The following is a 25,327-nucleotide window of genomic DNA, read 5'->3' as shown; positions in this document are numbered from 1 at the left end:
AGCGCAATCATCGCCGAACCTGTCAAGCATCCGCGTTCCCCGCCGGGACGGTGGCGTCCTGCAAGATCAGGTCTCGCGATGCGCGGACATCCAAAGCCTGCGGGCAGGGCTAGGGTCCTGCGGGTTCTTCCTGCGGGAAAGAGGCCACGCCGGGCGCCTTCTGGCGACGGATGGCGACATCGCGGCCGGTCACCTCGGCCAGAGCCGCAGCCAGCCGCGCGACCGAACACCGACGCCCGGCCCGGACCGCGGCTTCATGGGCCATCCGCGCGGCGGCGTGGCCAAGGGCGGCGCTGCGCCCCTGCCCGGTCATGCGCGCCCAGGCGGCGGCCTCGGGGAAGGGGTCGGTCAGGATCAGGTGCAGGCCGGGTCGGGCGGCTGCGGCGATCAGCGCCGGGCTGAGCGCATCACGCCGGGCGTAGATGGCGGTGGCCTCCAGCGCGGCGGCGCGGTCGTCGGACAGCGCGCCCAGGACCAGCACCGCCGCGGAGGACGGGCCCAGCGCGACCCCCGCCGCCGCGGCTTGCGCCTGCAATCCCCGATCAGGGGGGGGCCCGGCGACGGCCAGCGCGGTCAGGCCATCCTCGGCGGCGGCGGACAGAAGGGCGCGCGCCTCGGCCGCCGCCAGCGCATCCGCCAAGGCCGAAAGATCCGACAGGTCCAGCGCCGCGGCCTCGTCGGGGCGGGCGGTCCGCAGCAGGCGGCCATGGGCGCCGCCCTCGTCGTTCAGGCGGGCCAGCGCGGCCTCGAACCCGGCCCGTGCGGCGGCATCCGAGGGCGGGCGCAGGACAAGCTCAGCGCCGTGGATGCCCGCCTGCTGCTCGGCCTCGATGGCGGCCAGGGCCGGAGCCAGCGCGGCGAGCGCGTCAGGGGCGACCTCGAAGCGCGGCATCGCGGCCCCGAGGGGACGCCCGGCCGGGTCCACCCCCTCGGCCAGCGCGCGGGCCAGCGCGGGGCCGTCATAAGCCGGGCGCCGGGGCGTGGGGGCGGACAGGCGGCTCCACCCGACAGGGGGGACCACGACCCCGCCCTCGCGGCCGCCGAGAGTGTCGGCCCCGTGGCAGTTGGCGCAGGGAAAGGCGCGGGCGGGCATCCGCGCGGCGCCCCCCGCCAGCACCGCCGTCGCCCCTTCGCCCCGCTGATACAGCGCATGGCCCGCGTCCTCGGCAGCGGCGATGCCTGACGCAAGCGCGAGCAGGCCGCCAAGGACAAATCTCATCGCGCGGGCGCCCCGGCGATGGCGAGAAGGCTTGCCGGATCGGGGATGCCGACCACGCGGGTGAACTCGCCCGAGGACAGGCTGCCCATGAGGATCGTGGGGACATGGGCCTCGGGGGGGCCGACGGGCACGCCGAAGGCCGTCATCAGCATGCGCGTGTCGGGCACCGATCCCGCGACCCATTCCCAGGACGGCCCTGCGCCGAACTGTTCGGCCGAGACGGACATCAGCGCGGGCGTGTCGCGGGCGGGGTCGATCGACAGGGAAACGATCCGCGCCCCCGCGGCGGTCAGTTCGTCCTGAATCTCGGCCAGCACCGCGTTCGACAGGGGGCAGACCGTTCCGCAGCTTGCATAGGTGAAGCTGACCACCAGCATCGGCGCCTCTGCATAGCGGCTGACGAAGCCTTTGGTCGTCCCGAAGCGGTCCGTCACCGGCAGGTCCGGGGGCGACAGCCGCTCGGCCGGAAAGACGGCCTGCGCGGGCACGGGCGGGTGGGCATGGCCCTCATGCGCCCGGGCGGGACCGGGAAGGATCGCGGCAAGGACCAGCAGCAGGGCGTTCGCGCGGAAGATCATGGGCCAAGCTCCATCACAAGCGGGGGAACGCCGGCGCTGTCCGCCCCCGAGAGGGTCACGACAAAGGTGCCTCGGGCCGGCAGGCGCAAGGTCATCCCGGAACCCCTTTCGTCCCGTTCGGGCCAATCGGCCCGCTGCAGCCATCCCGTTTCCAGCGCGGCCACGCTGAGGACGCCGGCGACGCCGGGCAGGGCCAAGCCGTCCGGCCCGACGATCCGCAAGGTGACCTGCCGCGATCCGTCGGCGGCAGGCACGGGGTCGACCTCGGCCGCGATCCGTGCGGCGGGCGCCTGCGCCCCGGGCAGGGGCAGGGTCGGGATCTCGTGGCACAGCGTCAGCCCGCCCACGCCGGTGCTGAGCACAAGCTCGTAGCGGCCGGGGCCGGGGATGACCGCGCCCGCGCGATACCGGCCGGGGCCGGTTTCGGAAAAGCCGCGCGCCAGGATGGCGGCCGTCCGCGGCACGCCCCCGCGCAGCCGGACCGAGGCCATGGGCGGCGCGGCGCCGATCGCCGAGGTCGGCCCCACCACAAAGCCGGTGAAGCTTTGGGCGTGGATGGCCAGCGCCTTGCTGCCGCCCGGCACCGCCAGAAGAAACCCCGGCGCCGTCACGGGCCGGGGCGCGGCCGCCCCCAGTGGCACCGCGCCGAGCTGCGGTTCGGTCCCGGGACGGATGGAATCCAGCGCAAGGGTGGCCGCCTCGGACTGGTCGGCGCGCAGCAGGACCGCCATCCGGTCCAGGACCACGACTTCCGAGATGGCCGAACCATGCGCCCCCACCGTCCGGGCTAGATGCCCCCGCGCCAGGTCGATGACCGAGACCGGCCCGCCCGCGGGATCCCAGGCGAATGCCAGCCGCCCCGCCGGATCGACGGCCAGGCGCGCGACGGGACTGGCCAGCGCGATCTCGCGCGCGCTGTCGGGCGCGTCGAGGTAATGGACGGCCAGCCGGTTCTTGGTCAGACGCAGGACCGCCACGGGGCCATCGGGACCGGGCAGCAGCGCCTCGGCGGTGGCATCCGGCGCGGGGGGCAGGACGGCCAGCGGCGTGGCGGTCGCGGCGTCCAGCACCTGCAGCCCGCCCGCCCCGTCGCGGAAAAGGATCGTGGCCGCGTCCCCCGACAGGGCCACCGCGGCCAGCGTCGCGGTCTTGTGTCCCCCGCCGTCGAAGCGGCTGATCCGCGCGGCGCCTTCCTCAAGAACCCAGACGCCCCCCGCGCCATCGGCGATCAGCGTGGTCGGGCGGTCAAGCCCCCCGGCCACGACCCGCGACCGCGCGCCGAAGGCGGTAAGCGCCCGCACCTCGCCCGCCGCGGGCAGGCTGACCAGAAAGCCCCCCCACAGCGGCGCCGCAGCCAGGGCGGCGGGCTGTTCCGGCAGGGTCGCGGCGCCGATCAGGTTGGCGCTGGCCAGGCTGATCGCAGGATCGACCACCGTGAAGGACCCTTCCTCCGACAGGACCCCCAGCACCGGCCCGTTCAGCGACACCGCGTCGGTGGGCAGGCTTCCGGTCGAAAAGAAGGCCCGCGCCGCCTGGTGGCAGGGCAGGTTCCGCGCCGAAACCCGCCGCAGCCAGCCGGCAAGGCGCAGCCCGGCCGGCGGCTCGGGTCCGGCGTGGTTGCGGACGGAAACCGCAAGCTGGAACGGCTCGCCCGGCGGCACGGGGTCAAGCGCCCGGCCGCCGTCGTCAAGGACCTCGATGCTGGCGGTCAGCGCCGGGCGCAGCGGCTCGGGCGGGGCTTCCTGCGCGGCCACGGCGCCTGCGGCCAGCAGAAGCGGCGCGATCCAGCGCCCGCTCAGCATGACTCGCCCGTCGAGCCGAGCGTCTCGCCCGGCTTGCGCGCGACGATGAGGCCCCAGACCCCCTGCGCCCGGCGCGTCAGCGGCCCGTCGAACCACAGCGCCACGTCCCCTGCCCGCAGGCTGGGGGTGAGCCAGGCCGAGACCGACTTGCCCGGCGCCAGCAGGGCGGCGTTCGGGAAGCCGAAGCCGGGGAACAGGTCGTCATAGGCAAAGCCGTTCATCACGAAGGCCCGCTGGCGGGCGCGGCCGCCCGGATGGACCACCCGGATCACCACCTCCTCGCCCCCGCAGGCTTCAAGGACGATCGGCTTCGGGCTAGACGCGGGGTCGAAGAAGTCGCGGGGGAATTTCACGGGGTTCAGGTCGTCCTGGGCCTCCGCGTCGATCCCCAGCCTTCGCCGCAGCATCCGGTCGAAGCCGGGGGCGGCGTAGTTCACCCCGGCCTCGCCCAGGTCATAGCTGTCGTCGCAGACAAGGCAATCGGCCACCGGGCGGACGTTCCTGACCGGGATGCCGTCGTCCCACAGCCATTTCGTGCGGCTGTCCGAGGCGTGAAGATTGAGCCCGTCCTGCCAGAACAGCACGAATTCACGCAGGCGCGTGGCAGGCAGGTCCACCGGCATCGGACCCGGCCGGGACGCGGGCAGGATCTCGATCCGCCGCGTGGGCAGCCCGGCGCCCGCCGGGACATGACCGATGCTGCGGCGGGGGAACCCGTCCACGAACGGGGGCAGGGTCGTCCGGGCGGGGTCGGCGGCGGAAAGGTCCCAGTCCACCGGCACCACGTCGATCACCCCCATCATCCCGTGCGGGACGTGCGAGATCACGTCCGCCGTCGAGGTGACGGGCACCGGGCCGAAGGCATAGGGAATCCAGTGGATACGGTCGGTGACGGCCTGCCGGGCCTCAAGGCCGGCGGCCCGTTCCAGATCACCAACCAGATCACCAAGCAGAGCGTCGTGATCCGTGACGCAGGGAAGGGCTGCGCAGAGGCTTCCGATCACGGTGGCATCCGATCCCGGAAGCTGCGCAGACTGGCCGGAGTCCGGGTCGGACAGCGCGATCCCGAACCGCCGCCCCATCACCTCGAACAGGAAGTCCTCGCCGGGCTGGACCTCGTGGACCCCAACAATGACGTTCGGCTTCAATCGCCCGGCAAGCTGTTTCCACGCGGGGTAAAGGTCACTGCCGTTTCCATCCTGCCCCCCGGCGGCCTGCAGCAGCGAAAGACGGAGCTGCTCGTCCAGGACGTCCGGAAGCTTGAGTTCGGGGTCCACGCGATAGCGCCCGGCAAAGAACTGCAGGATCGGGCCGATGCTGACGCGCTTGTCCGAGGCGGGCGGCAGGGCGCCGGCGGAAAAGCCCACGCCCAGCGGCAGGTCGCGCAGCAGGTCCAGCGCCGGCAGGCCGATCCGCAGCCCCATGCGGGCCGAGGGGCGCAGCCCGCCGTCCGGCAGGCCGGGTCCGGGCCTGTCCAGGATCATCCGGCGCGGCCTGCCCTCGGGTCCGTCCGCCCGGACGGCCGGGTCGGTGTTGAGCGGCACGATCGGGGGCATCCGCGCATCCCCCAGCAGGTCGCGCAGGCCCCCGCGCCGACCCTCGTCCCGCAGCAGGTTGACGAAGCGCAGCGTCACGCAATCGCCCGCGTTCACGCGCATGACGAAAGGCTCGGGCCCCCGGTGGTAGGCCGTCTTGACCGCCTTCAGCACCGTGTCGCGGGAAAGGCCGCTCCCCCAGTTCTCGTCATGGAAGCCGACGTTCCCGCCCAGCGCCTCGGGGCGCAGCAGCGCCAGCATCAGCCCGTCCGGGTCATGGCGGCCCATCCCGTAATCGGTTCCCTCGGGCCAGATGTCGCGGGTCTGCAGCGCGACGATCACGGATTCGCTGCGGTGTGTGATGATGCCGGAAACGGGCTTTGCCGGGCAGGACAGGCCGCTTGAGGCGGGGGGGACGGGTTCGGGGGCATCGGCGGATTCAGTGGAGCTTCTGAAGGCTTGCCCCCTGGCCCCTCCCTCCCCGATCGGCCTCAGCCGGCTGCCGATCTGCCTGCCGGTCGCGGGGTCCAGAGTAGCTGCGTCGCGATAGGTCCGCACGAGGCCCCAGGCCCCGTTCCAAGTCGCATCGATCGAGCCGAAGTCGTAAAGCGAATCCGCCACCCCCTCGGGCACCCGGTGGCCGTCGCGGTCCGTGACGTCCGACGAGCGGGACGCAGCCGCTGCAGAGGACGAGGCGAAAGGTCCCGCGGGCGCCAACTCGAAGGGGCCGCTGCCCACGTCCGAACGCAGCGTGCCGCGCATCTCGAAATGCTCGGAAATGCCGACCTCCTGCACGAAGGTGAAGCCCTCGGGGTTGTCGCAATGCGCCAGCAGCCATTCGTGCCGTTCCCAGAACTCTCTGTCCGCCGGGCTCTGCGGGGGGTCGAATTCCTTGAGGCCCCGTTCCAGCCACCTGCGATAGTCCTCGGGGCGGCCGTCCGACATCGCCTCGGCGCAAAGACGGTGGCGCGTCGGACCCGGCTGCGGGTCCAGCGCCAATGCGGCGCGGGGAAAGGGCTGGTCGGCATTGCGGCGGAAGGGCTGGCCCAGCACGCGGAAGACATGCTGCACCTCCTGCGCGCCCTGGATCAGCCGGACCTGGATCGATTCGCCTTCATAGCTTTCAAGCAGAGGCGTGGCGGGGTCGCCATGGACATGGGAACTCAGCGCAAGGCCCATGTCGCCCCGGTATCCCGCAAGCTGGCGGTCGACCGAGCAGAGCGGGAAGCGGTCCCGGAGCCGGGCGCCGGGGTCCAGCGCGGCCTCGACCTGGCTGGGACCCGCGCCTTCGCGGCCGGGGCGGTCCATGCGGAAGGGCCGGCAGTCGCGGGAATGGACGCTCGCCGCATGGCTGGGCCAGGGTTGCGGCCCCGAGGGCGCAGGCCTTGCGCCGGGAGGGGGAAGAAACGGCCCGAAGCCGGGCGGCTCGCGTGCAGCCCTGTTCCCGTTCTCGTCATAGGTCAGCGCCGGGGGCCTCGTTTCGGGCCGGCCGGCCCGGCTTCCCCCTGCCGCGTCCTTGTCGCCGATACGCAGCGGGATCGGCTCGCCCCGGTAGTTGACGAGATAGGGGTCGTGATGATCGACCGAGATGGACTCGGGCCGCTGGGGCGGGGCGACGGGGCTTGCCAGCGCGCGGGCAGAGGCAGGGGCGGCGGGCATCCCGGCGGCGTTCCTGCGATAGGCCACAAGATGATCGGTCAGGCGCTTGAGGTCCGCCTGCGTGAGCAGGTCATTGCCCAGACCGGTGCGATGGGCGGGAGTGTCGCCGATGCGGCCCTGCGCTTCCCAGGCGGGCGGCACGTCTTCGCCGGGGGACATCCAGTGGCCGCGGGCGTCGCGCGAAAGATCGGCGCCGCAGACCGATGCCAGCGACCTCGGCGAATTGCGCCAGTGCAGCTCGCAGGCCAGCGTGGCCATGCCGCCGAGGCTGCCGGTCGAGGACGTCCTGATCCTGCGGCGAAGCTCGGTTTCCGAGATGCGGTCGCGGGGATCGTAGAGCAGGGCGAAATCCGCGATCGCCAGGGCATATTCGCGGAAATCCGGGGTCAGCGCCCTGTAGTCCTGTTCACCGTCCTGATGCCAGAGCTGGACGGTCCGGCTTGCCCCCACCATCGAGGCGGTGCCGAAGGCCACGGTGGACAGCGCCTCGGCGGCAAGGGGCCTGTAGCATCCCGCCGGCCCCGAGGGGTCGCAGACGCTTTGAAGGCCATGGGTCAGCCGTCCGAAGCCATCGCCCGGCGGTTGCGGCACGTCGGGGTTGCTGACATCGGCCAGGGGCCGCGCCTCGGGCTCGACCACCAGCGCCGAATAGAAGCCGTGCTGCTGGATCGAGGATGGCCCGAAATGGTCGTGGGTAAAGACCGTCCGCAGCGTGCGGTCGCGGGTCCGGTCGGTGCCGGCCGCGACCGACGACAGGATCGGGTCGGCAAACCAGCGCTGCACGGTGGTCTGGAAGCGGTCGCGCGCCTCGGGCAGCGGCTTTTTCCAGATGTCATGCGCGCGGGGCTTGCCGTTCTCGCATTCCCCGTCGGTGGAACGGGTCAGGGCGCCGCCCTCGACCCCGCCACCGGGGGCGGTGGTGGCGCAGCGGCGATGCGCGATCTCGTCGGCGGCGAAGGTGCCGTCCTCGTAGTTCCAGCCGTTCCCCGAGCCGTCCGAGGAGGTCACGTCGAACTTCACCAGATGGATGTGCTGGCCGATGGTGTCGGTGGGGGTGCGGACCTGGAAATCGTCCAGCTCCAACGTTCTGGGCAGTTCGTTGGTGTGGCGGAACTCGATGCATTCGCCCGACAGGGCGCGGAAGAAGAACGGCTCCTCGCTGTCGCTGATGCGCGGCGAGATGCGGCCCCGACCCTGCTTGTAGACGGGCGACCTTGCGCTGAGGACATTGATGCGCGCCTGCGGGTCGTGCCAGCCGGCGGTGTTGACGATCATGTCCAGTTGCACCGCCGAGACCTCGTAGCGGCGAAAGCCGGTCAGGTCGGGATCGGGCGCATAGGGGCCGCCGGCCAGCGGGTCGGTCCGGGACGGGCCAATGGCCTCGGCCGGGGGGATGCCGCAGGGATCGGCGAAAGGCGCGCCGGGGCGCGGCGGGCTGCCGTTCACGGCAAAGACCGGAGAGGCGACAGGTCCGGGGCCGGGCGCGCTGGCGGGATAGGGGGCGGCCCGGGTGGGATAGCTGCCGCTGGCGCCGGTCCCGGTGTCCAGGGTGACCTCATTGCCGTCCGGCTGCGACAGGGCCAGCGGCAGGGGGGCCGCCGCCTCTGGCCGATGGACCAGCCCGTTGTGGTGAAAGCCCATGGCCGCCCGTTCCAGCGGCGTGCCTTCGGGGTCCAGCACGCGCAGCCGGGCACGGGTCAGGTCCAGCGTCATGTCGCCCATGGCGAGCGACCGGGCCACGACCTGCCGCAGCAGCGCCGCCCGCTCGGCCGCGGGCAGGGCCGCGTCCTGCAGCCGGGCCGTGACCCCGGAAGGCAGGGGGTCGAAGGACAGTTCCCGCTCGGACCCGTCGAGCATGACATGCCGGGGCAATCCCCCGTCGAGCCAGGCCCCGGCGACAGGGCTGCGGGTGTCGACGGGGCTTTCGGAACTTTGGTCCGGTTCCGGTCCCCCGAGCCTTCGGGCGAGGTCCAGCGGCGCCTGCGGCGGGCGGTGGCCCGCCTCTCCCGCGATATAGAAGGGATAGCCCGGCATCGCCGCGACCTCGGCATCGGGGTCGAAGGCTTCCGGCGCATCCGGCTCGGCAGGTCCCGATTTGGCCTCGTCCCAGTCCGGCGCGTCGGCATAGCCGGGCAGCAGCGGCAGCGGCTCGCCCGGCAGGGGGATCACCGCGGGGATCGGGGTGCCTGCCGCGCCACGCAGCCAGTTGCCGTTCGGATCGACGCTGCCCGGCCGTCGGTCGGCGCCGGGGGGCCTGAAGCCCAGCGACAGGCCGGGTTCCGGCTGGCCGTCGGGCAGCAGGCGGGTGCCGTCCTCCAGCACGTCATGGACGCGCCACAGCGCCCACATCCCTTGCGCGAAATGCGGGTAAAGATGGCAATGGAAGATCGAATCCCCGACCGTCCGGTTGCGGTTCCCCGATCCCTGGTGGCCCCACCAGCCTTGGCCCTCGCCATTCGGCCGACGTCGCCCGCCATGGTAGATGTTGTAGCTGAATCCCTGCTGGGGCGCGACGGTCTGGCTGTCGAGATAGCTGCCCCGGTTGGGATCGTTGCCCGCGAACCATTGATGCGCGTGAAGGTGGAATACATGGGTTTCCTTCGGCCCGGCGTGGAAATTGCGGAACACCACCGGATCGTTGAGATAGGAATGATGGACGTTCGAGGGATCGTCGTCATACCATTCAAGCAACGCCGGATCGCCATTGGCCCAGGAGGTCAGGAAGAATTCCTCGTAAAGGCATTCGGTGCAATCGGCGGCAGGACCGATGCCCTTGCGGTTCGCCAACAGCAGCGACCCCATCCCTGAGGCCCCGTAATTGATTGCAAATCCGTCGCGCACCCCGGCAAGCTGGCCGAAATCGCCCAGTTCCTCGAAATTCGAGGTGTAGAAGGTCTTGAGCTCGTCATGGAAGAAGACCGAGAACTCCCGGAATGCAAGAACCGGGGGCTGGGCCGGATCGCGGTTGCGAAGGCCGGGACCGGAGTCTTGGCCATCCTCGCCAGTGATCCGGCAATCGGCGTCCCCGCCGGTCGCGCCGCAATAGACGATGGCATTGAGGTCGGCATGGACGATTTCGGCGCGGGCGGCCGACAGCACGCCCGCCTGCGGTCCCTCAAGCGGGCGCAGCATGTTCAGGTAAGGGATGCCCTTGTCGTCCGCCTTCTCGTAGTCGATCCCGTCTGCGCGGCTGTGCAGCGGCCGGTCGTGGGCCGCCGGCAGCCAGGCCTTGTCGAATGCCGCTCGGCTGGTCTGGCTGCGATACCATGTGCTGCCCTTCCGCTCGGCCAGCACCGCGCCGAAAAGCCCGTGGACCAGCGAGCCGCCGTCCCCTTCGCCACCTGCGGGCGCGGCGGTCGAGGCGAAGAACATCGGCCCTTCGCGCAGGATCCGGTAGGCACAATAGAAGTGGTCGTTCGGTCCCACGGCATCGATCCCGCGGCAGGCGGGATGGATGACCGGATTGCCGGGACCGTCCCGGGGATCGTCATGGGGCACCGGCGTCAGCCCCTGGATCACCAGGTTGAGATGCCGCGTGGCCGGCCAGTCATGCGCGCCGTCGGCGGCATGCCTGCCATCTGGCGGCTGGCAGGCGGCGTGCCCATGCGCGACGTGTCCGGTGTTCCCCTGTGACACGCCAGCCCTGACAGCGCCGCGCACAGGATCGTTTTCCCCCGTGACGCCGCAGAAATCGGCCGAGAAGTCGGGGGCGGGCTGCATCAGCAGGTTGGTCACCCGCAGCACCAGCCGGTCGCCCACATTGGCGCGCAGCGTCAGCGGGCGCGGTCGCTCGCAATCGCGCAGCCGCACCTTGCCGGCTTCCAATGCGCTGTTTTCATTGCCGTTCTCTGTTCCGGTCAGATCCTCGCACTGGGCGTTGTCCAGCAGCACCGCCCCGCCCAAGGGCGCGATGTCGCGGCGCAGCGCGAAGATCATCCCGTAGGGATTGAACGAGCCGAAACGGTTATAGACCAGAATCTGGTCAAGCGCAGCCAGGTCGGCGCAAACGGTTCGCTCTCCGCTTGTTCCCGAATCACACCAATCCCCGATCGGCTCGAAAGCGGCCCTCTGAGGGGGACCAGGATCACCTGCCGCTCCCAAACCCGGAAGCAGTGCGAGAAAAATCGACAATATAATGTAATTAATTCGAAAAAGGCTGCCCATATCAGGACCCTGCATTAACGAATTACTATGCCATGAGCATACCATGGTCGAAGCGGAATTTCACCGGAAAACTTGCTCCGCTCGTTCCGATTTTCTCCCCTTCGGGAGAACGCGGATGTCGCCTGATTCAGAGTTGCAGGGCATCCGGGCGCTGCACGGGCTTGCTGGCCCCCATGATCCGGTTCAGCCGGCCTGTGGCAAGGCCGGCGCCATCATCCGCGGCCATCGGCGCGCTGGCCCCGTGCCCGGCTTCGCCGCTTGCGCGCGCCCCCGAACTGCAGACCGGGCATCTGTCTCAAGCTGTTCGCAGGCTCCATCAGGCAATGGAGCAGCCCAAGGTGCCATGAGGGCGGATTGCGGCCGAAGAAAACAGCGTCCCCAGCGGTATCCTCCTGCCCTGCCAGAACGCTGGCCGCAGCCATGCGGAACTTGGCGCGGCCCGGTCTCCACAGGATGCTAGCCCTTCCAGGCGACCAGAACCGTCCCGGCGGCGATCAGGAGGATCCCCAGCCAGTTGGGGGCCGACAGGTGCTCGCCCAGGAAAAGGACGCCGAAAACCGCGACCAGCACCACGCTCAGCTTGTCGACAGGTGCGACCTGCGAGGCGTTGCCAAGCTTGAGCGCGCGAAAATAGCAGAGCCACGAGCCGCCAGTGGCAAGGCCCGAAAGGATCAGGAACACCCAGGACCGCCCCGGGATCGTGCCGGGCGGCTGGACCTTGCCCAGCGCGAGGACGATCCCCGTCAGCACCACAAGGATCACGCCCGTGCGGATCAGGGTGCCGAAATCCGAATCCACGTTCTCGACGCCGACCTTGGCAAAGATTGCCGTCAGCGCGGCGAAACCGGCGGACAGCAGCGCCCAGAACTGCCAGGCGAGAAGGACGGATTTCATGGGCGCTCCCCGGATGCTGCTTTGCGGATCATGCGCGCGGGGCCTACCACTCAGTCACGACCGGACAAAGGGGCGGCGAGGCTACGCGCCAGTTCGGCGCGGCGGCAAAGGTCCGGGTAGTCGACGCCGGACAGCGCCTCGGCGACAGCGGCGTGAAAACCGCTGATGCGGCAGCCCAGCGCGCGGTCCAGCCAATCCAGCGCCTCGGGCAGGCGCCCTTCGGCGATCAGGTGGCGGGAAAGGTTGAACTGGCCCCAGGGATCGCCGCGCTCGGCCGAGGCGGTGTAGTAGGCCAGCGCGGCGCTTGGGTCGCGTGGGCCGGCGGCGCCGGTTTCAGCCAGCCTCCCCAGCATGTTCAGCGCCTGCAGCAGACCCCGACGCGCGGCGTCGGCGTAAAGGCGGGTGGCCTCGGCAGGGTCGCGCGGCACGCCCTCGCCACGCAGATAAAGGTCGGCGAGGTTGAACATCGCCCAAGGATCGCCCGCAGCCGCCGCGCGGCGATACCAGCCCGCTGCCTGCACGGCGTCGGGAACCATGCCCCAGCCGCGTTCGGCCGCGCGGCCCAGCATCGTCAGCCCGCGCGCATCGCCCGCCCGCGCGGCCATGCGGAAGGATTCAATGGCCTGTCCCCCTTCACCCGCTTCCAGCAGAAGCTGGCCGGTGGCAAGCGCGGCAGCAGCGCTCACAACTCGGCCCACATCCGCAAAAGGTTGTGGTAATGGCTGACAAGGCCCAGCACGGCGGGCGCCTCGTCCCCCATCACGGCCCGGGCCTGCCGGATCGCCAGGTCGAGGTCGTAAAGCATCGCCCGCCTGCCGTCGTCGCGCACCATCGACTGCGCCCAGAAGAAGCTGCCCCAGCGGCTGCCGCGCGTGACCGGGTTGACCCGATGCAGCGACGAGGCGGGATAAACGACCATGTGCCCGGCAGGCAGCTTGACGGCATGGGTGCCATAGGTGTCCTCGACCACCAACTCGCCGCCGTCATATTCCTCGGGCGCGGTCAGGAAGATCGTGGTGGACACATCCGCCCGCATCCGCATCCCCCCCGATCCGGGGATCGTGCGGATGGCGTTGTCGGTATGGGCGCCGAAGGTCATGCCGGGGTCATAGCGGTTGAACATCGGCGGCAGCACCCGCAAGGGCAACGCGGCCGAGGTATAGGTCGGGTTGCGCGCCAGCGCGTGCAGGACACGCTCGCCCAGTTCCCGCGCGACAGGGGACTCGGGCGGGATCTGCAGGTTGTTCTTGACCGTCGCGGCCTGGTCGCCCGCGGTGTCGCGGCCGTCGGCCCAGGCGGCGCGCTCCAGCACCTCGCGGAAGGCCATGACCTCGGCGGCCGACAGCACGTCGGGGATCTGGATCAGCATCGAAAAACCTCGAAGGAAAGGCGGGACCGCGCCCTTGGGCGGCCCCGACGCGTCGTCAGAAGCGGCTGGACAGGCTGAGGGTGAAGACCCGGCCCGGCTCGGGCACCGCGCGGACGGCGTTGAAGGCCGAGGAGAAGTTGTCCTCGTCCGTCAGGTTGCTGCCGTTCAGCGCGATGCGCCAGTTGTCCTGCTCATAGGCGACCATGGCGTCCAGCGAGAAGGTTTCGGGGATCTCGGCGGTGTTGTCGCTGTTGGACCAGTATTCGGACGCGTAGCGGACGCCCCCCGCCACCGTCACCAGCCCGTTGCTGCGGGCCACCGGCCGTTCATAGCTGGCCCAGAGCGCGAGGTTGTGCCGCGCCACGCCCGAGGCGTCATTGCCCACCGTTTCCTCGTCGGCGCCGCGCCCGCCCCGAAGCTCTCCGTCCAGGTAGGCATAGGCCAGCAGCAGGTCCAGCCCTTCGGCCACCTCGCCCGAGGCGCCGAATTCGAAGCCGCGGATGCGCCGGTTCTCGCCATTGGTGCTGAAGCCGGTGACAGGCTCGCCCGTGGTCGGGTCCACGTCGTAGGAGTTGTCCTTGTCGATCTGGAACAGCGCCGCCGTCAGGCCGACGCGGCCATCCAGCAGGTCGGTCTTGCCGCCAAGCTCGATCAGGTCCGACCGCTCCGGCTCGAAGTCGCGGTCGCTGGCCGGAACCTCGGTGTCGAACGAATTGACGGCAAAGGCGATGTCGGTCCCCAGCGGACGGTAGGACCGCGCCAGCGTCAGGTAGACCATGCGATCGTCCGAGGGTTCCCACATCAGGCTGACCGAGGGGCTGACCTCGAAGCCGTCGGCCTCGCCGCTGGTGGGCGCGGCCCCGCCCACCAGAACGCCGTCGAACGAGCTTTTGAACCAGTCGCCCCGCGCGCTCGCCAGGATCGAGAACTGTTCGTTGAAATGGATGCGGTCGGACAGGAAGATGGCCGCATTCTGCGCCTTGGCGGTGCTCTTGTCGTCGTCCCAGTCGAACGTCGCCCCGCTTGCGTCGCGGATGGGGTCGAGGATGGTCTGGTCGGGGCGCGGCACGGTCCAGGTGCCGCGGCGGCGCTTGTCGATCTGCCAGCTCAGGTCCAGGCCCGCCGTGATTTCATGGCGGATGGTGCCGGTGGTGACCTCTCCGGTGAGGGTCGTCACGTTCTGCACGCCCCAGCCGTCCTGGGCATAGGTCATTCCCCCGCCTGCCCCATAGCTGAGCGGCTGGTCGATCCCGGCCAGCAGCCCGGCCAGGCAGTCGGGGTCGCAGCCGGCTGGGTTGGTGGCCGAGAAATCGCGTTCATAGCGGGTGACGCGGGTGTCGTTCGCCAGGGTCCAGCCACTGTCCAACTCATGGGTCAGGCCCGAGGTGACGGTATGCACGTCGGTGTCGAAACGGTCGGTGCTGCGGATATACGAGGTCTCGCGGTCATAGCCAGGCACGTCGTATTCCAGCAGCGGCCGGCTGATCCCGTCCGGGCCTTCGGCCATCGGTTGGCCCATGTCGGGAACACCCCGGCCGCGCAAATACGAATAGCCGAGGTGCCATTCCGTTCCGGTGCCGAGGCCCCGGCCATAGTCCAGCGCCAGGCCCAGCCGGTCGTCGTCCACCGCGTCCCGGGCGGGGATCTCGCCTTCCTGCAGCATCAGGTTCAGCCGCAGAGCCTGGTCGTCGGCGATGACGCGGTTGCCGTCATACTGCACCCGGGCCAGCCCGCCAGAGGCGACACTGCCCTCGACCTCGTTGAAATCCTCAAGCCCCGCGCGCTTGCGCTGCTGGTTGATCAGGCCGCCGAGGCTGCCCACCCCGAAGGCGTCGCCCGAGGGGCCCTTGATGACCTGCACGCCCTCGGTGTTGAAGGTGTCGCGGGTATAGGCGCCGAAGTCGCGCAAGCCGTCCGAATAGACGTCGCCCTGCGCCGCCAGCCCCCGGATGCGGAATTGGTCCCCCGAGGAGCCGCCGCGCCCTTCGCCTGTCGACAGGGTGATGCCGGGGACGTTGCGCAGCGCCTGTTCCAGGGTGGTGGCGTTCTGCTGCCGGATCACCTCGGCGGGGACCACGTTCACGACCTGCGGGGTTTCCCGCACGGTTTCGGGCAGGCGGGCGATGCCGGTGCCGGCGCTGTTGGCGTTGGACGAGCCTTCCGTCGCGGTCAGGACCACCGTGTCCAGTTGCACGGCATCGGGGCGCAGCGGCTCGGACCCTGCGGCGTCCTGCGCCAGGGCGGGCTGGTTCAGGCCCGTGGCGGCAAGGGCACCGATCGAGGCGCCCGCTCCGTACAGGATCGGTCGGAGGGACGGCTGGGAACGAAGGGCCATGTTGCGACCTTCCTTTCTGGGTTTGTGCGGCGATGAAAGGCTTGCACGCGCCGGAAAGGGCAACGGACTGGCTATGGCTTACTATTTCCGTCGGGATGTGGGCGTCAAGCCGCCTTCCTGCCCATTGTTGAAGAAAATCAACGCAGGCCCGATGTCGTCCAGCGTGGCACAGCCGCACAGCGCCATTGCGATTCGCAATTCGTCCTGCAGAAGCCGCAGGACATGGGCGACGCCCAGCGCCCCGGCGACGGCCAGCCCCTGCAGCGCCGGACGGCCGACCATCACCGCATCCGCCCCAAGGGCCAGCGCGCGCAGCACGTCCGTCCCGCGCCGGATGCCGCCGTCCAGCAGCAGCGGGACGCGCCCGGCCACGGTGGCAGCGACGGCGGGCAGCGCCTCGATGCTGGCGGGCAGGCCGTCCAGCACCCGGCCGCCGTGGTTCGACACCACGATCCCCGCCGCGCCGGCCCTGATCGCCTGCGTGGCGTCAGTCGGATGCAGGATTCCCTTGACCAACACCGGCAGCGGCGCGGCCGAGCAAAGCCATGCGAGATCCTCCCAGGCCGGGGCGGCCGCGATCAGGTCCTCAAGTCTGCCGCCGCTCACCCGGGGCAGGCCCGCAAGGTTCACCGCCGCCAGCCCTTCCGGCAGAACAAAGCCCGCCCGCATCTCGCGCGGGCGCTGGCCCGCGACCGGGGCATCCACGGTCAGAATCAGGGCGGAACAGCCGGCCTCCGCCGCCCTGCGGGCAAGCGCCAGCGTGGGTCCCTGCCCCATCCAGTAAAGCTGGAACCAGTCGCACAGGGCACCCGCCGCCCGTGCCTCGGACAGCGGGGTCGTAGCCTGCGCGCTCAGCACCATCCGCGCGCCCTGCGCCGTGGCCCCGGCGGCCAGCGCACGCTCGGCCTCGGGGTGGACCAGCCGTTGCCATCCCATCGGGGCGATCAGGACCGGATGCGCGAGCCGGGTGCCCAGCAGCGTCAGGCCGGTATCAGGGGCCGATCTTTGCAGCACCCGCGGCAGGATCGGCAGCGCGTCAAAGGCTGCCTCGTTGCGGCGCAGGGTGATTTCCTCGCCCGCGCCGCCCATGGCCCAGGCGGCGATGCCGGGCGGCAGGGCCGCTGTCGCGGCGCGGGCATAGTCGGCAAGGCCGGGCGGCAGCCCGTCAGCCATCCGCCATGCGCCAGTCGAGCCCCGTGAAGCCGTCCCGGAAGGCGAAGATCACCAGATGCTTGTCCACGACATAGCGCAGGTTGATGATGCCCTTGGCATCCTCGGCCTCGACCTGCGCGACGAAGGCGCCATCCTGGGCGGAAAGCCGGACGCTGCCCGCCTCCATCTCGAAATCGGCGGGATCGGCGTCCGAGCGGACCTCGATCTTGTGGCCGAAATGCTTGGCAAGCTGCTGGACGTATTTCGTGGCGTTCGGGGTGGGGTAGCGGGCGGTCGAGATCATGGTGGGCCTCAATGCAGGAAGGATTGGTCGAGTTCGACCTGTTTCGGGAAAGGGGCGCCCAACTGATCGTGCCAGTGGTGGTGCAGGACCAGCGGGCGGTCGTCGTGGCGGGACACCTCGATCGGCGTGTCGTAAAGCGCGGACAGCACCGGCTCGGTCAGAACGGCTTCGGGCGCACCCTCGGCCACGATCCGGCCGTTCTTCATTGCAACAATGTGGTCGGCCCAGGCAGCGGCATAGTTGACCTCGTGAACGACCGTGACGACGCTGCGGCCACTGCCGCGCACCAGTTCGGCCAGCCGCGCCATCAGTGCCCGGGAATGGGCCATGTCGAGGTTGTTCAGCGGCTCGTCCAGCAGCAGCCAGTCGGTGCCTTGGGCAAAGGTCATCGCCAGATGTGCCCGCTGCGCCTGCCCGCCCGAGATCTCGTCGAGGAAGCGGTCCTTGAACGGGGCCAGCCCGAAGGCCTCCAGCGCCGCCTCGATGGCTGCGCGGTCGGCAGGCCGCGGGCGGCCGTGGTGATGCGGCCAGCGGCCGAAGCCCACCAGTTCCGCCACCCGCAAGCGGCTGGCGATATGGGTCTGCTGGCCCATCACGGCCATGGCCAGCGCCAGCCGCTCGGTCGGCGTGGTGGCAAGGTCGAGGCCGTCGATCTCGATCCGGCCTTGCTGCAAGGGTTCCAGCCGGGCGACCAGCCGCAGCAGCGTGGACTTGCCCGCCCCGTTCGGGCCGATCAGCGCGATCAGCTTGCCGCGCGGCAGGGTCAGGTCGATGTCCTGCAGGATCGGCGCGGCGCCGATATGGTGGCTCAGCCCGTCGATGCGGATCATCGGACACGTCCTTTCAGCAGCAGGAACAGGAAGAACAGGCCGCCCGCGAACTCGACGACGACCGACAGGGTGGCGGTCTGGCCCATCAGGCGCTCGAACAGGGTCTGGCCGGCAACAAGGATCACCGCCCCGATCAGCCCGGCGGCAGGCAGCAGCACCGCATGGCGGGCCGAGGGCGCGAGGCCGTGCGCCAGCCCCGCCACCAGCAGGCCGAAAAAGGCTACCGGCCCGACCAGCGCCGTCGAGACCGAGACCAGCATCCCCACCAGCCCCAGCGTTACCAGCACCAGCCGGTCAAAGCGCAGCCCCAGCGACACCGCCACCTCGCGTCCCAGCGCCAGCACGTCAAGGCGGGGTGCAAGCCAGATGGCGGCGCCCGTGCAAAGCGCCGCGATCGCGCCCGCCACGGGCAGCAGGGCGGCATTGATGCTGCCGAAGCTTGCGAAACTGACGCTTTGCACCACGGCAAAGGCGTTGGGGTCCATGATCCGCGCCAGGAAGGTCGACAGCGACCGGAACAGCACCCCCAGGATCACCCCCGTCAGGATGGTGCGGGGAATGTCCTTGGCGCCCTGTCCCAGCAGGGTGCCGAACAGCAGTGCCGCCAGCAGCGACATGATGGCAACCTCGACTAGGAACTTGGCGGCATCCGGCAGGGCGGCGAAGCCCGCGACGCCAAGGCTGGCCACCAGCCCGGTCTGCAGCAGCACGTAAAGCGCGTCGAAGCCCATGATCGAGGGCGTCAGCACCCGGTTTGCGGCCACCGTCTGGAACAGCACCGTGGCGATGCCCACGGCCACGCCCACGGCCACCAGCCCGGCCAGCTTGGTCCCGCGCAGTTGCAGGATGAAGCCGCGGTTGCCGCCGCCGATGCCCTGGAACATCCAGACCAGCGACGAGGCCGCGAGCAGCGCCAGCAGCGCCGCGATCAGGGTGGCGGCGGGCCTATCCATGCGCGCTATCCACGGACGGGCGGCCTATAGAGAAGCCACAGGAAGATCACCGAGCCTATGATGCCCAGGATCGTGCCGACCGGGATCTCGTACGGATGGCGCACGATCCGCCCGATCAGGTCGCAGGCCAGCAGCAGCCCCGCGCCGCCCACCGCGACGACGGGGATCGATGCGCGCAGGTTGTCGCCCATGATGCGGGCAACGATGTTCGGCACCACCAGCCCGACGAAGGGGATCATGCCCACGGTCGTCACCACCAGCGCCGACACGACCGAGACCACCACCATCCCCAGCCGCATCACGCCCCTCGTGGACAGCCCCAGCCCCGTCGCCACGTGGTCGCCCAGTGACAGGATGGCGAAGCGGTCGGCCGCGAACCAGGCAAGCCCCGCCGCCGCGCCCGCGATCCACAGCAGTTCATAGCGGCCGGCGATGATGCCCGAGAACTCACCCGACATCAGCCAGGTGTTGACGAATTGCAGCAGGTCCGCCTCCCACGCGATCCAGGTGACGACCGATCCGATGATGCCCGACAGGATCAGCCCGGCGATGGGAACCAGCATCACCTCGCGCACCGGCAGGCGGCGGACGATGGCCAGAAACAGCGCGGTGCCCGTCATCGCGGCGAGGCTGGCCGCGACCATCTTGACCCAGATCGGCGCGGCGGGGGCCAGCAGGGTGATCCCCAGCAGCCCCAGCGCCGCGCTTTCGCCGGTGCCCGCGGTGTCGGGGCCGACGAAGCGATTGCGCACGAGGCTCTGGATCACCACGCCCGCGACCGCCAGCGCCGCGCCCGTCAGCAGAACCGCCAGCGTGCGGGGCAACCGCGACTCCATCAGCACGAGGGTCGCCCAGCCGTCCCCGGCGCCGCGCAGGTCGATCTGTGCCGCGCCGACGCCAAGGCTCGCCAGCGTCAGCGCCGCCAGCGCCAGCCCCGCGACAAGGGGGCGGGCCTTCATCCCGCGAGTGCTGCGGCCAGCGCGTCCAGCGTCTCGGTCAGCGCCGTATAGCCGCCGGGCGCGAGATAGACGTTGTCTGCGGGCAGATAGACGACATGGCCGTTCTTCCAGGCGTTGGTCTGGCGCACCAGTTCATTGTCCAGCGTGGCCTGCGCCGAGGGCTGGTCCGCGCCGATGGCCACGCCGCGGTCCAGTACGAACAGCCAGTCGGGGTTGGTCTGGGCGATGAACTCGTGGCTGATGGCATCGCCGTGGTTGGCCTTTTCGTCCAGCGGCCGGCCCGCCTGCGGCAGCCCGGTCACCTCATAGATCCAGCCGAAACGCGAGTCCTTCCCATAGGCCGACATCTTCGGCCCGTTGGTCAGCACCACCAGCGCGCCGCCCTTGTCGCGGCCGGCTTCCACCAGTGCCGCAAGCTTTTCATCCAGCGCGGCGGCCAGCGCCTTGCCCTCGGCCTGCTTGCCGAACAACGCGGCCAGCGCCGCCAGCCGGGCCTTGGCGTCGGAGATCAGGTCGGCGCCGTCCACCGTCATGTCGATGGCGGGCGCGACCTGCGCCACTGCGTCCTTCTTCACGGCCGAGCGGTTGGCGACCACGATCAGGTCCGGGCCGATGGCGGCCAGCTTTTCGAGATCAGGCTCCTGCAGGGTGCCGACCGGGGCCGCGTCCTGCGCCAGAGGCTGCAGATGGTCGAGGTAGAGCTTGTCGGGAACCGCCACCGGCTGCACGCCCAACGCCATCATCGTGTCGGCCACGCCAAGATCGAGAACCGCCACCTTTGCGGGTGCTGCCGGCAACGACACGATCCCTTGGGCGGTCTCGACCGTCACCTCGGCAAGGGCGGCAGAGGCAAGCAGGGCCGCCAGACCAGCCGACAAGATCATCCGCATAAGAGTGTCCTTTCCTGAGAAGGCATGTCAGGTATAGTTGGTGGGGATTATTAAATCCGACTAACCGAGTCAACAATACCGGATATGCAGATGCTGACGGCCCGGTAAATATTTCGACGGCTGCTTTTTATGCCGTCCGGTTCAAGGCTGCCACGCTGACACCGAGGAATAACGCTTCAGCTGCGCTTGCCTTTGCTTCGAACGTGGCCTCCTGCCGAGACGGGGCGCCTTCTATGCACCGCCTACTTCGCCCTGAACCGGCCCGCACAGGGGCGCGACAGTTAAAATTAGAGCTTCAATTGTTCAGGTCCGGCATGTGGTGGATCCGAGTTGACGATGGCTCTGTGCGGCTCTGGGGCTTAAGCCCCGGACAGACCGTCTCTTGTGCGTTGCGGGGGTATGAGCAGGCCTCTTGTATCCGATGATCTGGGATCGGCGATTGCGCCGCTGCGGCGGGACAAGCCCGGGGGTGGCCGGGCGCGGTTGCGACAGGCGCCTGGCCTTGGCGGGCATCATCTTCGTGCTCCGATCCGGCATTCCCGGACAGATGCTGCTGGCGGGTTCGGCTGCTCCGGCATGGCCTGCTGGCGCAGGCTGCAGGACCGGCCGACGGTCGGCATCCGGGCCGGGCTCCATCGCATGCTGCCGGAGCGCCTGCCGGATGATGGACAGCCGGACTGGAGCCGGGCCTCCCTCGACAGCCCCGCCGTGCCGGCGAAAAGGTGGCTGCCGGGATCGGGACAAGCCCGAGGGATCGCGGGCAAACCGGGCACGAAGCGCCCCCTTGCGGTCGACCGCAAAGGCGCCCCGCCCGAGCGCGGCCAACCGGCACCACAGCCTGATGCCGGCGCCCCCCGCGATGCCGTGCCGGGCCTGCGCCACGGTCGCAGTCGCTCGTGCAAGCGCCCCGACATGAAGCGCCCCGGGTTTACCGGAGAATAGAACACTCAAAGGACGACCCCTATGACGCAACATGTGTAACCGCCCCATGCGCAAGAGGGATCTTCGGAGCTGGTGTTGGCGCGTCATCGGGTGCTGACATCTGTCCGGCCTCTGCTGCGGCCTCACACCTGCCGCGGGCCCGTATGGTGTTCGCGGCTCGGGTCCAGATCAAAGCCCCGTGCTCGGAGGCACTCTGTTGCGCACTGGTTCTCCCGATCCTGTCTCACGACCGTTGCGCCATACCGCTCCTTGCCCTCTTCCGCTCCGACCCCCTCGCGACCCTGGTAGCTTACGCCGCCATGGCCGGAGCCCGGTAGGTGCCGCCCCGGACCATCAGGGCCCAAATGATCCGCGCCATCTTGTTCGCGAGCGCCACCCGCACCAGCATCGGCGGCTCGCGCATCAGCAGGCCGCCCAGCCAGGTGCCGGGCTGTGCTTCCCGGTGAATGTGGCGTTTGATGATGACGCTGTTCGCCCCGATGATCAGCAGCCGCCTCAGGGAGCGCTCCCCCATCTTCGTCGTGGCACCCAGCCGCTGCTTGCCGCCGGTCGAATGCTGCCGGGGCGTGAGACCGAGCCAGGCCGCGAAGTCTCGCCCCCCGGCGGAACGTCCCGGGTGGCCGGGGCCAGGACCGCGAGGGCCGTGGCGATCAGCGGACCGATGCCCGGCACCGTCATCAGCCGCCGGGCCACGTCGTTCTCCTTGGCGCGACGGGCGATCTCGGCATCGAGCCTGCCGATCTCGCTCTCAAGGTGGGTGAGCGCCGCGACCAGCACCTTCAGCGTGATGGTGGCATCAGCAGGCAGGCCGCTGTCCGGATCCTCGGTGATGGCGATCAGCCGTGCGGCATTGGCCGCACCCTGGGGCACGATCTGCCCGAACTCGGCCAAGTGGCCACGCAGGGCATTGATCGCCTGCGTCCGCTGCCGGATCAGAAGCTCGCGCACGCGGAACACCATCGCCGCGCCCTGCGTCTCCTCGCTCTTCACCGGCACAAAGCGCATCGTCGGGCGCAGCGCGGCTTCGCAGATCGCCTCCGCATCGGCAGCATCATTCTTCTGGCGCTTCATGAAAGGCTTGACGTAGGCCGGCGGGATCAGCCGCACATCGTGACCCAGCTTCGCGATCTCACGACCCCAGAAACGGGCGCCACCACAGGCTTCCATCGCGACGACGCAGGGCTCCGATTGGCTGAAGAACACCAGCACCTGATGCCGCCGCAGCTTCTTGCGCAGCACCGCTCGCCCAGAAGCGTCGGCCCCGTGAACCTGGAACACATGCCTCGCCAGATCGAGCCCGATCATGGCAATCTCCGACATGACCGCTCCCCTTTGTGGATCGTTACAGACCAATCTTGGCACAGCGATGCCGTCAGGAGGCGGTCACAGCAATAAAGCCTGCCAGCCGCCGGGCGACCCGCAAGGTCCATAGCGCTGAAGAAAAGATCCGCATTGTCCTGAGTGGGCTTGGTGGAGAGGACAGCATCGCAGAGCTGTGCCGCCCCCTGGTGGGCTTCGCTCTTCACGGCGACAAACCGCATCGTCGGCCACGAGGCAGCTTCCGCTATCGCTTCGCCATCAGCCGTGTCGTTCTTCTGCCGCTTCACGAACGGCTTCACATAGGCCGACGGGATCAGCCGCACTTCATGGCCGAGGTCGCTGAACGTCCGGCCCCAGTGATGCGCACTGGCGCAAGCCTCCATTGCCACCACGTACGGCGGCTGCGCGGCCATGAACTTCAGCAGCTGCGCCCGGGACAGCTTGCGGCGAAAAACCACTGATCCATCCGCCCCGGCGCCGTGTGCCTGAAACACGTTCTTGGCCAGATCCAGGCCGATGATGCTAACCTCTCCCATGGACGCCCCCCTCCGTAGCGGTACTTCAACACCTACCACCTTGGCACATCGATGCCGCCGGGGGGCGCCCACCCCCTCGCTTACAGAGAGTCTGGGAGGCCCTCTGGAGGCCCGTGAGGCGGAGGCATGTGGTTGGGAATCCAGAACAGGAGAAGGCCTCAGGCGGCCCACTCCGTGGCCGTCAGGCTCGACGCGGGCGCGGTGCTGTCGGGTCTGGTCATGCAAATCTCTCGATCAAAGGCAGTGGAAATGGCATGGCTGGCGAACGCGAACTTGCCCGACTTGGCGGTATTGATCGTAGCAAAAGCCCCGAAAGCCCCGATTTGACATTGCGTCATTCAAGATTGGACGCGGCATTCAAGCGAAAGTAAATTGCTGGATCGATGCGGTTTTCCATGCTGCTGGTGGCGCTTGCAGGCGGTTAGCCGGTCGGCGGAGTTCCTGCTGACCCTCGCGGCGGAATGCGACAGCGAATGCCCTGTGGCGCTGCCCTGCAGCAAGGCGCTGATTGCGGGACAGTCGGGGATGAAGCCCGAGACCCGGCCGTGGACCTTCAACCGGCTGCGCGACCATAGCGTGCAGACAGATGCCGCGGTTGCTCATATCGAGGACATGAAACGTCTGCGCGACTTGGTGAGCTGAAGCCTGACGTAAGGGGCAGGGCCTTGCTGACGTCCTGCCGTCGCGCGAGGACTGTCGATTGCCATCCCCAGGAACGATCTTATTTGCAGATCATCCTGGCAGCGCTCCATCCTCCCTTTTGGGCGCAACCCAGACCATCCCCAGTGCATGACATGACGCCGTGATGAACCAGCAGTCCCAGGATCAGGAGCGTGACGTCCTCGCGGGACTTGTCGAGCGGGTGACGTTCCACAATCCCGAGACCGGCTTTTGCGTGCTGCGCGTCAAGGCGCGCGGGCACCGGGACCTGGTGAGGGTGGTGGGCCATGCCGCTGCGATCTCCGCGGGCGAATGGATCAGCGCCTCGGGGCAGTGGAGCAACGATCGCACGCATGGCTTGCAGTTCGGTGCGCAGTTCCTCAGGACATCCGCACCCACGACGGCCGAGGGCATCGAGAAGTATCTCGGCTCGGGCATGATCCGCGGCATCGGTCCGGTCACGGGCAAGCGCCTCGTGCGCCATTTCGGCACGGATGTCTTCGACATCATCAAGGCCAGTCCCGAACGGCTGCGGGAAGTGGGTGGCATCGGTCCCGTCCGCGCCGCCCGGATCGCGGCCGGCTGGGCCGACCAGAAGGCCATCCGCGAGATCATGGTGTTCCTGCACCACCATAGCGTCGGCACCGCGCGCGCCGGGCGGATCTTCAAGACCTATGGCCTCGATGCGGTGCAGGTGATGAGCGAGAACCCCTACCGGCTCACCCGGGATATCCGCGGCATCGGCTTCCGCACTGCCGATGTCATTGCCGAAAAGCTCGGCGTTTGCCCCTTTCCCCTTTTGTTCAGGCGATGCGCATGATCTCGGCCTGTCCAAGGGACGAGAAGCGGTTCATCAGGGCGATGCGGGTGTGGATCTCGGCGGCTTGGCGGTCAGCGTCTCGTAAGACGATGCGCGCGCCGAAGCTCTTGAGGCAGAGCATCTTGGCCTTGATCCGGCTGCGGGCGTGATACCTGGTCCAGCGCTTTCAGTAGGGCCGTCCGAAGTGCCGGATCGCTCGCAGGGTCTCGTTCCTTGCCCGGGCGGCGGGCCCATCCTCTTTCCAGGGACGGCCGTTCCTGCGGATGGCATGATCGCTGTGGCGCCTCGTTCAGCGATGGCCGAGTGGCACTTGCAGGTGTCGCAGGCTCCGTTCGCCGTGACGGTGCCAATGGCTTGGTCCGGCAGCGCCGGGCTGTCTTCCTCGCAGCTGGAGGTGAACTCGACT

General features: G+C 69.4%; 15 protein-coding genes and 3 pseudogenes. 1 reads left to right on the top strand and 17 read right to left on the bottom strand.

Annotation, left to right across the window (positions count from 1 at the left end; genetic code table 11):
* Positions 1 to 109: 109 nt before the first annotated feature.
* The 16 genes and pseudogenes from H5395_RS11410 to H5395_RS11335 all read right to left on the bottom strand — a co-directional run.
* Positions 110 to 1,219: a hypothetical protein gene (locus H5395_RS11410; protein ID WP_182792706.1), complete on the bottom strand. Its 1,110-nt coding sequence runs from the start codon at positions 1,217 to 1,219 to the stop codon at positions 110 to 112.
* Positions 1,216 to 1,797: an SCO family protein gene (locus tag H5395_RS11405; RefSeq protein ID WP_182792705.1), complete on the bottom strand. Its 582-nt coding sequence runs from the start codon at positions 1,795 to 1,797 to the stop codon at positions 1,216 to 1,218. The genes H5395_RS11410 and H5395_RS11405 overlap by 4 nt, the downstream gene beginning before the upstream one ends.
* The gene (locus H5395_RS11400) at positions 1,794 to 3,599 is read right to left on the bottom strand and encodes a hypothetical protein (RefSeq protein WP_182792704.1); all 1,806 of its coding nucleotides are present in this window, start codon (positions 3,597 to 3,599) and stop codon (positions 1,794 to 1,796) included. The genes H5395_RS11405 and H5395_RS11400 overlap by 4 nt, the downstream gene beginning before the upstream one ends.
* Positions 3,593 to 10,729 (bottom strand): hypothetical protein, encoded by a 7,137-nt coding sequence (locus H5395_RS11395; RefSeq protein WP_182792703.1) that lies wholly within the window; start codon positions 10,727 to 10,729, stop codon positions 3,593 to 3,595. Before H5395_RS11395 ends, H5395_RS11400 begins: the two co-directional genes overlap by 7 nt.
* A 684-nt stretch (positions 10,730 to 11,413) precedes the next feature.
* Complete coding sequence (locus H5395_RS11390; RefSeq protein ID WP_182792702.1) at positions 11,414 to 11,851, bottom strand: EamA family transporter; 438 nt, start codon at positions 11,849 to 11,851, stop codon at positions 11,414 to 11,416.
* A 50-nt stretch (positions 11,852 to 11,901) separates the two neighbouring features.
* Positions 11,902 to 12,537, bottom strand: a complete 636-nt coding sequence (locus tag H5395_RS11385; protein WP_182792701.1) for a tetratricopeptide repeat protein — start codon at positions 12,535 to 12,537, stop codon at positions 11,902 to 11,904.
* Positions 12,534 to 13,220, bottom strand: coding sequence for a Fe2+-dependent dioxygenase (locus H5395_RS11380; RefSeq protein ID WP_182792700.1), 687 nt, complete (start codon positions 13,218 to 13,220; stop codon positions 12,534 to 12,536). The genes H5395_RS11385 and H5395_RS11380 overlap by 4 nt, the downstream gene beginning before the upstream one ends.
* Before the next feature lie 55 nt (positions 13,221 to 13,275).
* Entirely contained in the window at positions 13,276 to 15,555 is a 2,280-nt protein-coding gene (locus H5395_RS11375) for a TonB-dependent siderophore receptor (protein ID WP_182792699.1), read from the bottom strand.
* Positions 15,556 to 15,636: 81 nt separating this feature from the next.
* Positions 15,637 to 16,728: an alpha-hydroxy acid oxidase gene (locus tag H5395_RS11370; RefSeq protein WP_182792698.1), complete on the bottom strand. Its 1,092-nt coding sequence runs from the start codon at positions 16,726 to 16,728 to the stop codon at positions 15,637 to 15,639.
* Entirely contained in the window at positions 16,721 to 17,011 is a 291-nt protein-coding gene (locus H5395_RS11365; protein WP_182792697.1) for a DUF2218 domain-containing protein, read from the bottom strand. The genes H5395_RS11370 and H5395_RS11365 overlap by 8 nt, the downstream gene beginning before the upstream one ends.
* Positions 17,012 to 17,019: 8 nt before the next feature.
* Positions 17,020 to 17,841, bottom strand: coding sequence for an ABC transporter ATP-binding protein (locus H5395_RS11360; protein WP_182792696.1), 822 nt, complete (start codon positions 17,839 to 17,841; stop codon positions 17,020 to 17,022).
* Positions 17,838 to 18,794 (bottom strand): iron chelate uptake ABC transporter family permease subunit, encoded by a 957-nt coding sequence (locus tag H5395_RS11355; RefSeq protein WP_182792695.1) that lies wholly within the window; start codon positions 18,792 to 18,794, stop codon positions 17,838 to 17,840. The genes H5395_RS11360 and H5395_RS11355 overlap by 4 nt, the downstream gene beginning before the upstream one ends.
* A 5-nt stretch (positions 18,795 to 18,799) precedes the next feature.
* Positions 18,800 to 19,753, bottom strand: coding sequence for an ABC transporter permease (locus H5395_RS11350; RefSeq protein ID WP_182792694.1), 954 nt, complete (start codon positions 19,751 to 19,753; stop codon positions 18,800 to 18,802).
* Entirely contained in the window at positions 19,750 to 20,643 is an 894-nt protein-coding gene (locus H5395_RS11345) for a siderophore ABC transporter substrate-binding protein (RefSeq protein WP_255440625.1), read from the bottom strand. The genes H5395_RS11350 and H5395_RS11345 overlap by 4 nt, the downstream gene beginning before the upstream one ends.
* A gap of 1,231 nt (positions 20,644 to 21,874) precedes the next feature.
* A pseudogene (locus H5395_RS11340) lies at positions 21,875 to 22,905 on the bottom strand (IS110 family transposase).
* Positions 22,906 to 23,075: 170 nt separating this feature from the next.
* Positions 23,076 to 23,441, bottom strand: a pseudogene (locus H5395_RS11335) (transposase); the annotation flags it as partial.
* A gap of 805 nt (positions 23,442 to 24,246) precedes the next feature.
* Between H5395_RS11335 and H5395_RS11330 the strand changes: the two are divergent.
* A complete protein-coding gene (locus tag H5395_RS11330; protein WP_255440629.1) occupies positions 24,247 to 24,921 on the top strand; it encodes a helix-hairpin-helix domain-containing protein in 675 nt (224 codons plus the stop codon).
* On the opposite strand, the pseudogene H5395_RS18950 reads toward H5395_RS11330, so the two are convergent.
* Positions 24,905 to 25,327: pseudogene (locus H5395_RS18950) on the bottom strand (IS5/IS1182 family transposase); the annotation flags it as partial. The gene H5395_RS11330 and the pseudogene H5395_RS18950 sit on opposite strands and share 17 nt — an antisense overlap.

This window comes from Paracoccus sp. MC1854, from assembly GCF_014164635.1.
Lineage (GTDB): Bacteria > Pseudomonadota > Alphaproteobacteria > Rhodobacterales > Rhodobacteraceae > Paracoccus.
This window is presented reverse-complemented; position numbering and strand designations above follow the sequence as displayed.